Genomic DNA, 13,390 nt, shown 5'->3' on the forward strand with positions numbered 1-13,390 from the left:
TCAAGTTAGCTGAAGCCGTCCCCATGGAAAGCGTAGTGGTTGGTCGGAGCGGCGCTATACACAATCTCCATTTCAATAGAAAGATTTAACAAAATACAAGCTGGATAATGAAGAACATGTTCATCATGGAATAGCAAGGTATAGATGCTTATTCTTAAGTGCGAAAGTTGAATGAACAGCAAAAAATAACCGGATCAGTCCTGCCGATTTTTTCTTTTATAGTACCAGGATTGAATTGAGAAAGGTATTACACCAAGCCATTTATTACTGTATAGTTGATTAGAAGATTTCTTTTTTTGTTTCCGTTCTTTTTTTTCTTCTGTAGGCAAATTTATATATTTCATCATCTCTTCTGTTAAAAAACGAATATAGTCGTTACTTTTCATGAGTTAAATTTAACACTCCTTTTCAAGACCGTTTTACTTATAGTGTTAACGATAAAATAAATTCTATTCTTTTGAATAAAAAAGAAGGAGAATCAGAATAAATGTAGAACTTATAGATTATGTCAGAAATATTTGTAAGGGAGGTGAGTTAATGAATCACGTCACCAAATTATCTGACGACCTCTTTCAGTCTGCAGTCAGACAGCAAGCTTCTGATATCCACTTTTATCCATACGAGCAGCAAACAGAAATCTACTTTCGCATCCACGGAAAACGTACCTTTATCCGAAATATTCTAACGAAACAATACCAGCTTTTAAGAACATTTTTTAAATTCAGTGCAAATATGGATATTGGTGAAAATAGAAAACCTCAAGCAGGAACATTGCTTTGGAGTTTTGAATCGAAGGACTATGCACTTCGAATTTCGACGCTTCCTCATTATCAGCAGGAGAGTATTGCTATCCGTGTTCTTCCTCAAAATGATACCTTGCCGCTCGATCACTTATTTCTTTTTCCCAATCAAGTACAGCAAATGCGCAGGTGGATGAATCATGATTCCGGACTTATCCTGATAACTGGAGCAACAGGAAGCGGAAAATCATCTACTTTATATTCTTTATTAGAAATGGAAATGAAGGAAAAACCCTGCCAAATTATTTCTCTGGAAGACCCGATCGAAAGAAAAATAAATCAAATTTTGCAGGTGCAAATTAACGAACATGCCGGAATTTCCTATCACACAGGTCTGAAGGCTGCTTTACGTCATGACCCGGACATTATAATGGTGGGAGAAATTCGGGATCAGGAAACGGCGAAATTTGCTGTGGAGGCTGCTCTGACTGGTCATCTTGTCTTAAGCACCCTGCATGCTAAAAATGCTGTCGGTACTATTTTCCGTTTGAAGGAAATGGGAATAAAAACTGCTGATCTGCATCAAATTCTGATTGGTGTTGGAGCCCTTCGGCTGATTCCAATTACAAGAAAGAATAAGCAGCAGCGGAGCGCTATTGGAGAATTAATGGAGGGAGTTCATCTGACAGAAGCTATCGATGGTACATTACGGGCTTTACCTGAAGCACAGCAATTTAAAAAATTACAAAGAAAGGCATTTGCTTATGGCTTTACGCAAACGATATTCCCTCAATAATCAAAAATTAACCATCACTGCACAGCTGCAATTTCTTCATATCTTACAGCGCATGCTTTCAAAAGGCCTCACGCTCATTCAATCATTAGACGCAATGAAATATTATGCTGAGTTAGAATATACCTCCAGTCAGATTTTAAAGCGGCTGGAAGCGGGGCAGCATTTGGATGAAGCAATGGATGAATCCGGTTTTCATCATTCAATTATTTCCTATCTCTTTGTTGTACGGGAAAAATCGAATATATCCGAACGGATTGAGCAGTGCCATCAATTATTTCAACAACATGTCCACTACATGCGTAAATTTCAGCAGACAGTCCGTTATCCGCTTATTTTGCTATTTATTTTTAGCGGATTATTATTTTTTATTTATGCACGTGTCATTCCTTCCTTTCAGCAGCTCATGTTCGGCGAGCTTCCAATGCTGCTGAAAGCCGTTATTTTTCTATCTTCCTGGCTTGGTTATTCCATTCTTGTTCTTGTTGCTGTTTTCAGCTTTGGTGTAGTTATTTGGATCTTTTCAAGGAATAAGATTTCTTTAGAAACAAAACTGTCCCTTTATAGAAAGATTCCGTTATATCGCTCTTATGTAAAGAGGCAAACATCCTTTCATTTTGCTGCTTTATACAGTTCTCTCCTGCAGACGGGGATGCCAATGAAGGAGTTATTACATTATATGTCCAGACAGACCAGGCTGCCTATTATTTCATATTATGCCAAGCAGATGCAGCTAGAGTATTTTAGGGGGAGATCCATTCAGGGGCTCTTGACTACAATGAATTTTTTAGACAGGCATTTGACAGATATATTATCTTCTAATATGGATGCAGTAAACCTGGCAAAAGATTTAGCTATTTATGCTGAAATCTCGATTGATACGATGTATCAGCGGCTTCAAAAAAGAATTATTTATATTCAGCCTGTTTTTTTCTCGATCATTGGCGCATTTATTATATTTATCTATATCAGTCTGATGTCGCCTATGTTTGAATTAATGAATACAATGTGAAGGAGCTTTTTTATGTTGAAAAGTGAAAAGGGATTTACATTAATTGAAATGTTAATCGTTTTGATGGTAATCTCTATCATCATGATATTAATTATACCGAACCTGGGGAAGAAGACAGGGGATGTCCATACCAAAGGCTGTGATGCGTTAATTTCTGTAGTGCAGGCCCAGGTGGATGCTTATCATATTGATACCGGTAATATGCCATCAAGTCTCGAGCAGCTTGAAAGCACTGGTTATATAAATGAGGATCAGCAGACATGCTCAAATGGAAATAAGCTTTCCATTTCTAATGGTGTAGTAAATGCTTCAAACTGAGCGGGGGTTTACGCTTATCGAGACATTATTTGCATTATCCATCTTGTCTGTCATCCTTTTACTCATTCCTAAACACCAGGTAGAACAGATTAATAAATTGGAGGGCCGGCATTTTCTTGATACATTAGAAATGGATGTGCTTTATCTTCAGAATAAGAAGAGCACACAGGAAAGCGGCAAACCATATCTTTTAAGGTTTTCCAGTGATAGCTATAGTATATTGTTTAACTATTCTACTGAGATCAGGCGGGAGTATCCGCCGCTGTTTTCTTTGAATACACCTTTCCCGAAGGATATTGAATTCTCCGTCGGCGGTGTTATTAAGAATCCGCAATCCATTTTAATCAGCTTTGGGGACGACCGTTACCGGATTGTATTTCCGTTTGGGAAAGGCAGATTTTATGTGGAAGAAAGATAAAGGATTTACATTATTTGAAACTTTAATAGCATCATTGCTTTTATTCTCTATGCTTACTGTACTATTACCATTGCTTTCCTTACTTGTTAAAGAACAGTACAGTAATGTAGAAAGATTAAAAATTACAAGTAAATTACATGACGAGCTGCAGGAAGCTCTGGCTGGAACGGTATCTTACCCGTCAGAATATACAATAATTCCTTACCGTACATCTGCAGAGTTCTCTTTTGCATTGGATGGAGAATACTTGAAAGGATGTGCAGAATGGACTAATGCAAAACAACAGACAGAGAAAAAATGTCTTTATGCAATTATGGAGTAACGCCAGTGGCTTCACTCTGATTTCTATGCTAATTGCAATGACAATCCTAGTATTAACACTTCCTTTTGTATACTATGCTTTGTCTACACTTCAAATAAAGCAGACCTATACGGAATCTTTATCGGTACAGCAATTATTTTTGCAATTACGCAACGATATCATCTCTTCTTCTTCAGCCCATATAGCTGACAATCGATTGTATATCCGATTTATTGATCCAAGTGATAATATCGAGAAAACAGCCCGCTTCAGTCAGTATAACAATTCCATTCGCAGACAAATAAACGAACAAGGCCATGAGATATATCTCCACGAAGTTTCGAATGCTGTTTTTGAGGAACAATCAAATATTATTTTTTTAACAATTACCATGGAATCAGGGGAAGTTTATGAAAAGACACTATACACTTATCCATAGCCAGCAGGGATTTTTATTATTCCATGTCGTGTGGGTTATCCTTATTGTGTTTCTTTGTTTACATTTTCTTCTTTATCAATATCAGACGGCCAAAATAGTAGCTGACAATCAGTTATCTGATATAGAGGTGGAAACACTTTTTCAAATGGCTTACAAAAGAGTCAATGGAGAAATAGATGTACAGGAGATTTCTTTACCATATGAAACCAGCTATCATTTTCCACGGGGGGAGGTTAAAGTAACCTTTCAGGCTGAAACAAATGAAACAATAAATATCATCTATGCAATAAAACAAACCGGAAGCGACCATATTTATCAATTTGCCAGATACGCCCCTAAACAGTAAGTGAGCGGATTTATCATTACTTTAAAATAAAAATTCTAATACAGGGGCAAACTATATAAGAATCGTTTACAATCCCATCCGGCTCGTATATAATAACTATGAGAACGTTACCTATAAAGGAGGGGGAAGACATGGACCGTATGTTTCGTGTTCTTGCCTTTTGGACAGGTATTTTTACAGTTATGTTTTATGTAGGTGACATGCTGAATACTGCACTTTTATTCCTTGTTCAAACGGCGTTTTTCCTTACATTGAGTTACTTAAAGCTGTCTGAACGTATGTACATGTACTTATTTGGTGCATATTGTACGGTATTTATTGTTGGATACACTTGGTATTCTGAGTTTATCCTTGTACCTGGATTTGGACATTAAAAACAGCGAAAAAGACCTTCTGTATTTTATGCAGCTGGTCTTTTTTCGCTTTTCTATCTACTTCTGAATCAATGATGCTTTTCTACGCTGGAAAAAAGGGGTTATTCTTCTTTTCGTAGCCTATCGTTGTTGCCGGACCATGACCTGGAAGAATGGTTAAATCATCCGGCAAATGATATAACTTATTTCTTATCGAGCTTTCCAGGACGTTGATATCCCCGTCTACTAAATCTGTTCTGCCGATTCCCTGCTGGAATAATACATCACCGCAAACAGCGAAATTCTCTTTAGAAAAAACAAAACTGATGCTTCCGGGCGAATGGCCCGGCGTATGTAATGTTTTAATGGTGAAACCGCCCGCTTCCAAGGTTCCTTCCGTCAGTTCTTTATCAGCTTCCTGAGCAGTAATGGGCTGTCCCATTAATTTAGCTGACCCATTTAATCTCGGTTCTCCAAGCCAGGACCACTCTGCTTTATGAAGATATACTGGTGCATCGGTATACTTTTGGGCACTATCTAAACCGCCAATATGATCAAAATGAGCATGAGTCAATAAGATTGCTTTCACATTCAGATCATTCTTTTCAACAGCTTCCATTATTTTCTCCGGTTCTCCGCCGGGATCAATAATTAAAGCATCTTTTTCTTCTTTTTTGTAAACGATATAGCAATTTGCCTGGACTAAACCTACCGGCATTGCGATAATTTCCATATCCAACTCTCCATTCTTTTATAATAACTCGACAAACACTTGGAAATACTATAAAATATAAATAGTTTAACGATAATTACATAGTATTAAATACTGGCTTTTTACACAAGAATAGTTACCTTGAAAAGGAGGAAAATTTCGGATGGGTCATATTGTTTTAGGAATTTTATTTTTACTAGTTGCACTATTAGCAGTCGTATCCGTGATTCGTCAGTTAAAATTTAAAAATATACTGGCGCTGTTATTCTCTGCTCTAACTGCCGTTGTCTTTGGATTCTTCTCCATTGCAACCATTATTTCAGAAATTATAGGCTAAAAACAAAAGGATTCTTTCTATTTTACTGAAAATAGAAAGAATCTTTTTTAAAGACCAAGTAATTTTCTTATTTTCTCTTTCGATTAGAATGGTCTGCACTTCCCTTAGTCCATCATTGCTTTTGTTAAATAAAATATCCCCCCGTTAATAACTTGAAAAATAACCTTTGGTTTAAACCGCTTTTCCAGTGCCTCTAACTCTTCTAAATATTTGGGGTGGTCAAGTTCGTTCTCGTAAAAATGCTTTAATGTCGCTTTATCTGTTTCCAGTTGTTTTATAGACTCGGCAGCCCAGGAATTATCCTGTTTTTGTACGTGCTGCAGCAGGAGATTCTGAATACGGATAAAACCGCTTTTGGGATTTATCATCGGCGACAGCGTATAGCAATAATCGGATATTGATCTTTCGAGCGCTATTTTCTCCAAAGAATCCATCATATTTAAAGCCATATGCCCATGAAGCAGCTGCAGACCGACAGAAAACACCTCATCCTTATGCCGGGCTCCCTGGTAACTGATTTTTATATTAATCACAAGCCAGGGATACAGCGGTGTGTTTTCTGATGCTTGAACCTTTTCAAACAATCTGGTATAACGCTCCTTTTCTATGAGCTTATTCATAATTTGATGAAGTCTGGGACTGCCGAAGTGAATCCATTCTCCGGGCTCATTTGTTTTTTCTTTGTCTGTAATCAGACGAAGCTTCTGAGGTTCTCCTTCCCGGCCCATTTTTTTAATATAATGCCAATAAAAAGGGCGGTTCATTAATTCTCTGTCCATCTCTTCGTTCAGCTGAATGAGGATTTGCCCCTCATTCTTAGAAAGTATTGTACACTGCTTTGTTTCAAAGTAGTTGATGAGAAAATCTGATAAATCAATTTGCTGTTCCATCTTTATATTGCTCCTCATTATTCTGAATTTCGAAATTTGCCTGCTCAATCACGGATGTCAGGTTATCGAGCTTAATACGTACTTCTCCGGCTGAAGTGGATTCCTGATAGATGGATTCTATTTCCTTCTCCATACTATCTACTTTTAACTCTGCTAAAATGGCATCTAAATTACCGATAACATTCTCAAACAAATGTATTTTTTCGTAAAGCATGGAGAGCACATGCTCTTCAATGGTTTGCTTTGTAACAATATTATAAATATGCACATCCGATTCCTGGCCAAAACGGTGAATACGGCCAATCCGCTGCTCCAGCCGCATTGGATTCCAGGGTAAATCATAGTTAATCAGATGATGGCAAAATTGCAGGTTAATTCCTTCACCGCCAGCTTCTGTAGCAATAAGCACCTGCGCATGGTCTTTAAATAATTGCTTCATCCAATCTTTTTTTCCTCTTTTAAAGCCTCCACGGAAAGGAACGGATGAGATGCCATGCTGCTGAAGATACCATTGCAGATAATATTGCGTGGCTCGATATTCTGTAAAAACAATAACTTTTTCTCCATTCAGCAATTTGATTTGTTCCACCAGCTTCTCCGCTTTTGGATGCTGATCCAGCTGCTCAATATTTTCTATCACTTCCTGGATAGCTGTTTGATTTTCATCAGCTCCCAATTTTACCAGGGAAGTAAAACAAGCTTCTCTCGAGGAACAGAATTCACGTAAATAGGTGATTTTAGCGAATGCTGCCATTCCAAAGGATAGCTCCATTAACTGCTGATAAACCTTCTCATAGTTTTCTGGAAGGGAGGTCCAAATGGTTTGTATTTTTCTTTTTGAATTGTTCAAGCTTGTATCTTTTCTTGTATTACGGACCATTACCTGCTGAACGAGTTTCTTCAGGTAAGGATCCTGCTCCATTTTTTTGCGGTCCTTTCCGTATTTCTCCGTGAAGGTTTTATAATTCCCTAAATGTCCCGGCTTTAAGAGACTGACAAGGTTAAATAATTCTAATAGTTTATTCTGAACAGGAGTAGCAGTTAATAAAAGACAATACTTTTTCTTTAATTCATGGACAAATTGATAGTTTTTCGTCTGTTCATTTTTTAATTTATGTGCTTCATCTACCAGAATAAAATCATAATCCAGGTTTAAAATGGCTTCCCGATGCGGGGAACGTTTTGCTGAATCAATAGAGGAAATGACAATTGGATTGTCCTCCCAGCTGTAATTTTTCCGGTAGGCAATGGCCGGAATCAGGAATTTATCATTTAATTCTTTTTCCCATTGATTAACGAGAGAAGCAGGAACAAGAATTAATGCTTTTTTTACTAAGCCTCTCACCATATACTCTTTTAGAATCAGACCTGCTTCAATGGTTTTTCCGAGTCCTACTTCATCTGCTAAAATAGCACGCCCATGCATGGACTCCAGCACCTGCTCGGCTGTTTGCAGCTGGTGATCCAGAATATCCAGATGAGGTAAATATTCCAGTGCCTGTAAACCTTTGAATGATGGTCTCTTTGTTACATTTACAGCCTGGTATGCCATACGGAAAAGCTCCCAATTGGTTAAATCGTTTTCATCACGAAAAGCTGATTCTAAGTCGTCTATAAATTGATTATCTTGCCGAATTTGGATAGAATCCATATATTTGATTCACTCCCTCTTAATAAAATATGGTTCTTTCAATTACTTTTTTGAAGAGATATGATATACTTTGGTCAAATAGATTTTCCTGCTAACATATACATAGTATAACCAACATCAATATATTAAATCAGCGGATGAACACAAGGGGAGAGCTTACAGTTGATGTAACGCCGAAGGAGCAAGTTAAGAGCGAATCTCTCAGGCAAAAAGACTCTTGTAGGACGCAACTCTGGAGAGTGTTTATAAGTAACGGAGGAGATATTTTCTCTGAAAGCTTATTAACCACCCACGAAGCAAGTATTCACATTTTACCAGTCTGTAAAAGCACATTGTTATCCTGTTTCGATAAGCATGGGTAAGGTAAGTAAGCTAATGCAGACGGTCTGATTCGTTTATTGCAAAATGAATTTTTTGTAAATGTGAATATGCAACTTTCTGGTTTGAGGACAGAGACTTCTTTTAGGAGGGGTCTCTATTTTTATGCAAAAAATGTATCTTTCGTTTCATCAGCACTTTAATCAACTTTAAAAAAGGAGAGAATCAGATGAGTGAATTAAAGCGTACTCCAATCTTCCCGGCTTATGAAAAAGTTGCCAAAACGATTGATTTTGGCGGATGGGATCTGCCGGTTCAATTTTCAGGTATAAAAGAGGAGCATGAAACTGTCCGAACAAAAGCCGGTCTGTTTGATGTATCCCATATGGGAGAAATTTTAGTAAGCGGCCCGGAAAGTGCTCACTTTTTACAGACTGCGCTATCAAACGATATTACCAAGCTTGTCCCAAACAAAGCGCAATATACGATGATGTGCTATGAGGATGGCGGGACAGTAGATGATTTAATTGTTTATATGCTTGCTGAAAATGAATACCTGCTTGTTGTAAATGCCGCAAACACAGAGAAAGATTTTGAATGGTTACTGAAACAAAATAATTCCACCCCGGGTGTTACTTTGGATAATATTTCGGAAAATTATGCACAATTAGCTTTGCAGGGACCAAAAGCAGAGCAGATTTTACAGAAGGTTGTAAAAGAATCGCTGAGTGACATATCCTTTTTCCGATTTAAAAAAGGTGTTGCTATTGAAGGGATAGCTGGAGAAGCTTTAATCTCCAGAACTGGCTATACAGGTGAGGATGGCTTTGAAATATATCTTGATTCGCGAAATGGCAAAGATTTGTGGAATCTTCTCCTTGAAAAAGGAAAAGAGGAAGGAATCGAACCCATCGGATTAGGGGCACGGGACACGCTGCGATTTGAAGCAGGCCTTGCTTTATATGGTCAGGAATTAGCAGCTGATATTTCACCTTTAGAAGCGGGATTAGGATTTGCTGTTAAGCTGAACAAAGAAGCAGAATTTACTGGTAAAGAAGCTCTGAAAAAACAAGCAGAGACCGGGCTGGAGAGAAAGCTTGCGGGGATCGAAATGATTGATAAAGGTATCCCGCGGCATGGCTATTCTGTATATCAGGATGATACAGAAATTGGTTTTATTACTTCAGGTACACAATCACCGACTTTGAATAAAAATCTCGGCCTGGCATTGATTCATTCTGAATTTGCAGAGATTGGAACGGAGCTGGAGGTTCAGGTGAGGAAGCGCCGTTTAAAAGCAAAGGTTGTTAAAACACCATTTTACCGCAGATAATCGTTTGCCAGTGCAATAAATAAGGGGGAAAAAAGATGGAGTTCCGTTATTTACCGATGACAAGTGAAGATAAACAAGAAATGATGAAAGCGATAGGGATCAAGGATACGGATGAGCTGTTTGCTGATATTCCAGCGGGCGTCCGTCTACAAAAAGAGCTGGATTTAAAGCAGCCCATGAATGAATATGCGTTAACGAAAGAACTGACAGCGATGGCAAATAAAAATATCTCCACCAAGGAAGTTGTATCGTTTCTTGGAGCCGGTGTATATGATCATTATATTCCGTCCATTGTCGATCATGTTATTTCTAAACCTGAATTCTACACAGCATATACACCATACCAGCCAGAGATCTCTCAGGGAGAATTGCAGGCTATCTTCGAGTTTCAGACAATGATTTCCGAGCTGACAGGTTTACCGGTTGCAAATTCCTCTATGTATGACGGGGGAACGGCTTTAGCAGAGGCTGTTAATTTAAGTGCAGCCCAGACGAAGAAAAAGAAGGTATTGGTTTCAGATGCTGTGCATCCCGAATATCAGCAGGTTATTCAAACATATGCCAAAGGACAGGAAATTGAAATTATCCCGATAAAATTAAATAACGGAAAAACAGATCTCATACATTTAGAGGAACAGCTTGATGATGAGATAGCAGGTGTTGTTGTTCAATATCCCAACTTTTTGGGGCAAATTGAGCCGATGGATGCGATTCAAAAGCTGTTAGAAAACCAGAAGAAGACGATGCTGATTGTTTCCAGTAATCCGCTTGCTTTAGGGTATCTGACTCCTCCTGGAGAATTTGGAGCAGATATTGTAACCGGCGATACACAGGTGTTTGGTATCCCGGCACAATTCGGCGGACCGCATTGCGGCTACTTTGCAACTACAAAGAAATTAATGCGGAAGGTTCCCGGACGTTTAGTCGGTCAGACAAAAGATGAAAATGATGTAAGAGGCTATGTGCTGACCCTGCAGGCGCGGGAACAGCATATCCGCCGTGATAAAGCAACATCAAATATATGCTCCAATCAAGCGCTGAATGCTTTAGCGAGTTCTGTTGCAATGAGTTCTATCGGTAAGCACGGGATACGGAAAATGGCTGAAATGAACATGCAGAAGGCCCGTTATGCGAAAAAGAAATTTGCAGCAAACGGTATATCTGTTGTTTACGAAGGTTCTTTCTTCAATGAATTTGTGATTCAGCTGAATCAGGATATTACAAAATTGAATGCTGCTTTGCTTGAAAAGGGTATTCTTGGCGGATTCGATTTAGGGAAGATTGACCCGGCATATCAAGGTCAGATGCTCGTGGCTGTGACAGAAATTCGTACAAAACAAGAAATTGATCAACTTGTGAAAGAATTGGGGGATATGCATGTCTGATAAGAATTTTCCACTATTATTTGAACGCAGTAAAGAAGGAAGAACAAGCTACAGTTTGCCGGAGTTAGAAACGGAATCTTTTGATCTGGAAGCGGAGTTAGGGGATGTTTATATCCGTAATGAACCGCCAAAGCTTCCGGAGGTAAGTGAATTAGATATTATCCGTCATTATACCGGACTTGCATCCCGCAATTATGGTGTGGATTCCGGCTTCTATCCGCTGGGATCGTGTACGATGAAGTATAATCCAAAAATCAATGAAGATATTGCACGCCTGGAAGGGTTCAGTCATATTCATCCATATCAGGACCCGGGCACGGCGCAGGGTGCTTTAGAAATGCTTTACGATTTACAGGAATCTTTAAAAGAAATTACAGGCATGCATGAGGTTTCTCTGCAGTCAGCTGCCGGCGCACAGGGAGAATGGACAGCGTTAATGATGATCCGGGCGTTTCATGAAGCAAATGGAGACCATCACCGGACGAAAGTAATTGTGCCGGACTCGGCCCATGGAACAAATCCGGCATCCGCAGCAGTGGCTGGATTTGAAGCTGTGACAGTTAAATCAAATGAAGAGGGCCTCGTGGATCTCGATGATTTGCGGCGTGTTGTCGGGGAAGATACAGCTGCATTAATGCTTACCAATCCTAATACATTAGGTTTATTTGAAAAAGATATCTTAGAGATGGCGTCCATTGTTCATGAAGCCGGTGGAAAGCTCTATTATGACGGGGCCAATTTAAATGCAATTATGGGCTATGTAAGACCTGGAGATATGGGATTTGATGCGGTTCATTTAAATCTTCATAAAACATTTACAGGACCACATGGCGGCGGAGGACCGGGTTCAGGACCTGTTGGGGTCAGTGAGGAGCTTGCCGCTTATCTGCCAAAACCATTGATTATTAAAGACAACGACACTTTCAGCTTGGATTATGACATACCAAAATCCATTGGCCGTGTCAAACCGTTCTATGGGAATTTCGGTATTAACTTACGTGCGTATACGTATATTCGGACGATGGGCGCAGAAGGCCTGAAAAAAGTCAGTGAATATGCTGTATTAAATGCGAATTATATGATGCGCAAACTGGAAAAAGCATTTCAAATGCCGTATCCGCAGCATTGTAAGCATGAATTTGTACTATCAGGGAGTATTCAGAAAAAACTGGGTGTCCGGACATTAGATATGGCAAAAAGACTGTTAGATTTTGATTTTCATCCGCCGACAATTTATTTCCCGCTAAATGTGGAAGAGGGAATGATGATCGAACCTACTGAAACAGAGTCTAAAGAAACATTGGATTCCTTTATTGATACCATGATTCATATTGCAAAGGAAGTAGAGGAAAATCCGGAAATTGTGCAAGAAGCTCCACACAACACGATTGTAAAACGGATGGATGAAGCGACAGCTGCCCGTAAACCGGTGCTGCGATATGAAGAAGAATAAAGCTGGAGCTGCTGTCTGCTGAAAAGGTAAATATTCAATAATAAAAGCTGATTCAGATATGTTCTGAATCAGCTTTTAACGTTATATACAATTGGACCGAACTTGAAGCCGGGCTTCTTGATAGTTTTAGTTTTCTGTAAATAGTCGGCTGCGTGTAAACAATTTTATCATTTTTGGGGCAGCAAAAAAGATTATTTTTTCGTTTTAATCTTCCCGGTCCATTTTTTAAATCCGCCCTTCAGCTGATAAATTTCTTTAAATCCTTTTTTATGCAGCAGCTGCGCAGCTCTGGCGGAACGGCTGCTATTTTGACAATACAGGTATACAGGCTTGTCCTTGCGCATTTCCACAAGTCTCTGCTTCATCTGGGTTACCGGAATATTACGCGCTCCCAGGATGTGGCCTCTTTCGAACTCCTGCGGTTCACGAACATCGATTAACTGTGCTTTACGATATCCTTCCCGAAACTGGTCTTCTGTCAGTACATTTAGATAAGTGCGTTGTCTATAAAAGCGAAAAATAGAAATCGCAAGCAGAACAACTAAAGCAATAAGTAAAAATGTCATTTTGTTTCCCCCGTCTATCTTTATA

At 39.0% G+C, this 13,390-nt stretch carries 17 protein-coding genes and 1 riboswitch; of the genes, 12 read left to right on the top strand and 5 right to left on the bottom strand.

The features are described 5' to 3' along the window. Positions 1-194: 194 nt before the first annotated feature. Positions 195-386, bottom strand: coding sequence for a YqzE family protein (locus BN1068_RS24250; RefSeq protein WP_077601320.1), 192 nt, complete (start codon positions 384-386; stop codon positions 195-197). A 151-nt stretch (positions 387-537) separates the two neighbouring features. Between BN1068_RS24250 and comGA the strand changes: the two genes are divergently transcribed. The 8 genes from comGA (at position 538) to BN1068_RS02925 (ending at position 4,741) form a co-directional block, all read left to right on the top strand. Then, complete coding sequence (gene comGA / locus BN1068_RS02890) at positions 538-1,536, top strand: competence type IV pilus ATPase ComGA (protein ID WP_077601321.1); 999 nt, start codon at positions 538-540, stop codon at positions 1,534-1,536. After that, entirely contained in the window at positions 1,505-2,545 is a 1,041-nt protein-coding gene (locus BN1068_RS02895; RefSeq protein ID WP_175637045.1) for a type II secretion system F family protein, read from the top strand. Before comGA ends, BN1068_RS02895 begins: the two co-directional genes overlap by 32 nt. Before the next feature lie 12 nt (positions 2,546-2,557). Continuing rightward, the gene (gene comGC, locus BN1068_RS02900; RefSeq protein WP_175637046.1) at positions 2,558-2,863 is read left to right on the top strand and encodes a competence type IV pilus major pilin ComGC; all 306 of its coding nucleotides are present in this window, start codon (positions 2,558-2,560) and stop codon (positions 2,861-2,863) included. Next, complete coding sequence (comGD, locus tag BN1068_RS02905; RefSeq protein WP_077601323.1) at positions 2,850-3,281, top strand: competence type IV pilus minor pilin ComGD; 432 nt, start codon at positions 2,850-2,852, stop codon at positions 3,279-3,281. Before comGC ends, comGD begins: the two co-directional genes overlap by 14 nt. Continuing rightward, positions 3,265-3,603, top strand: a complete 339-nt coding sequence (locus tag BN1068_RS02910; protein WP_077601324.1) for a hypothetical protein — start codon at positions 3,265-3,267, stop codon at positions 3,601-3,603. Before comGD ends, BN1068_RS02910 begins: the two co-directional genes overlap by 17 nt. Next, positions 3,587-4,021: a competence type IV pilus minor pilin ComGF gene (comGF, locus tag BN1068_RS02915; protein ID WP_175637047.1), complete on the top strand. Its 435-nt coding sequence runs from the start codon at positions 3,587-3,589 to the stop codon at positions 4,019-4,021. The genes BN1068_RS02910 and comGF overlap by 17 nt, the downstream gene beginning before the upstream one ends. Then, on the top strand, positions 3,993-4,367 hold the full coding sequence (locus BN1068_RS02920; RefSeq protein ID WP_077601325.1) for a hypothetical protein: 375 nt from the start codon (positions 3,993-3,995) through the stop codon (positions 4,365-4,367). The genes comGF and BN1068_RS02920 overlap by 29 nt, the downstream gene beginning before the upstream one ends. Before the next feature lie 131 nt (positions 4,368-4,498). Next, positions 4,499-4,741, top strand: a complete 243-nt coding sequence (locus BN1068_RS02925) for a DUF2626 domain-containing protein (RefSeq protein ID WP_040985302.1) — start codon at positions 4,499-4,501, stop codon at positions 4,739-4,741. 82 nt (positions 4,742-4,823) lie between these two features. Here BN1068_RS02925 and BN1068_RS02930 read toward each other — a convergent pair whose 3' ends face one another. Beyond that, complete coding sequence (locus BN1068_RS02930) at positions 4,824-5,453, bottom strand: MBL fold metallo-hydrolase (RefSeq protein WP_077601326.1); 630 nt, start codon at positions 5,451-5,453, stop codon at positions 4,824-4,826. Between the two features lie 142 nt (positions 5,454-5,595). On the opposite strand from BN1068_RS02930, the gene BN1068_RS02935 reads away from it, so the two are divergent. Further along, positions 5,596-5,769 carry a DUF2759 family protein gene (locus BN1068_RS02935; protein WP_077601327.1) on the top strand — a complete coding sequence of 58 codons (174 nt, stop codon included), beginning with the start codon at positions 5,596-5,598 and terminating at the stop codon, positions 5,767-5,769. Between the two features lie 104 nt (positions 5,770-5,873). On the opposite strand, the gene BN1068_RS02940 is transcribed toward BN1068_RS02935, so the two are convergent. Both BN1068_RS02940 and BN1068_RS02945 read right to left on the bottom strand, forming a co-directional pair. Next, a complete protein-coding gene (locus BN1068_RS02940) occupies positions 5,874-6,659 on the bottom strand; it encodes a YqhG family protein (RefSeq protein WP_077601328.1) in 786 nt (261 codons plus the stop codon). After that, the gene (locus tag BN1068_RS02945; RefSeq protein ID WP_077601329.1) at positions 6,643-8,310 is read right to left on the bottom strand and encodes a DEAD/DEAH box helicase; all 1,668 of its coding nucleotides are present in this window, start codon (positions 8,308-8,310) and stop codon (positions 6,643-6,645) included. The genes BN1068_RS02940 and BN1068_RS02945 overlap by 17 nt, the downstream gene beginning before the upstream one ends. A 137-nt stretch (positions 8,311-8,447) precedes the next feature. Continuing rightward, a riboswitch (glycine riboswitch) is annotated at positions 8,448-8,537 on the top strand. A gap of 320 nt (positions 8,538-8,857) precedes the next feature. Here BN1068_RS02945 and gcvT point away from each other — a divergent pair. The 3 genes from gcvT to gcvPB are packed head-to-tail and all read left to right on the top strand — an operon-like array spanning position 8,858 to position 12,799. After that, positions 8,858-9,961: a glycine cleavage system aminomethyltransferase GcvT gene (gene gcvT, locus BN1068_RS02950; RefSeq protein ID WP_077601330.1), complete on the top strand. Its 1,104-nt coding sequence runs from the start codon at positions 8,858-8,860 to the stop codon at positions 9,959-9,961. A gap of 35 nt (positions 9,962-9,996) precedes the next feature. Next, entirely contained in the window at positions 9,997-11,346 is a 1,350-nt protein-coding gene (gene gcvPA, locus BN1068_RS02955; RefSeq protein WP_077601331.1) for an aminomethyl-transferring glycine dehydrogenase subunit GcvPA, read from the top strand. Beyond that, the gene (gcvPB, locus tag BN1068_RS02960; RefSeq protein ID WP_077601332.1) at positions 11,339-12,799 is read left to right on the top strand and encodes an aminomethyl-transferring glycine dehydrogenase subunit GcvPB; all 1,461 of its coding nucleotides are present in this window, start codon (positions 11,339-11,341) and stop codon (positions 12,797-12,799) included. Before gcvPA ends, gcvPB begins: the two co-directional genes overlap by 8 nt. A 191-nt stretch (positions 12,800-12,990) precedes the next feature. On the opposite strand, the gene BN1068_RS02965 is transcribed toward gcvPB, so the two are convergent. Then, positions 12,991-13,365, bottom strand: coding sequence for a rhodanese-like domain-containing protein (locus BN1068_RS02965; protein ID WP_077601333.1), 375 nt, complete (start codon positions 13,363-13,365; stop codon positions 12,991-12,993). Positions 13,366-13,390: the final 25 nt, after the last annotated feature.

Origin of the sequence: Oceanobacillus sojae, from assembly GCF_900162665.1 — a bacterium.
In the GTDB taxonomy this organism is placed as follows: Bacteria; Bacillota; Bacilli; order Bacillales; family Amphibacillaceae; genus Oceanobacillus; species Oceanobacillus sojae_A.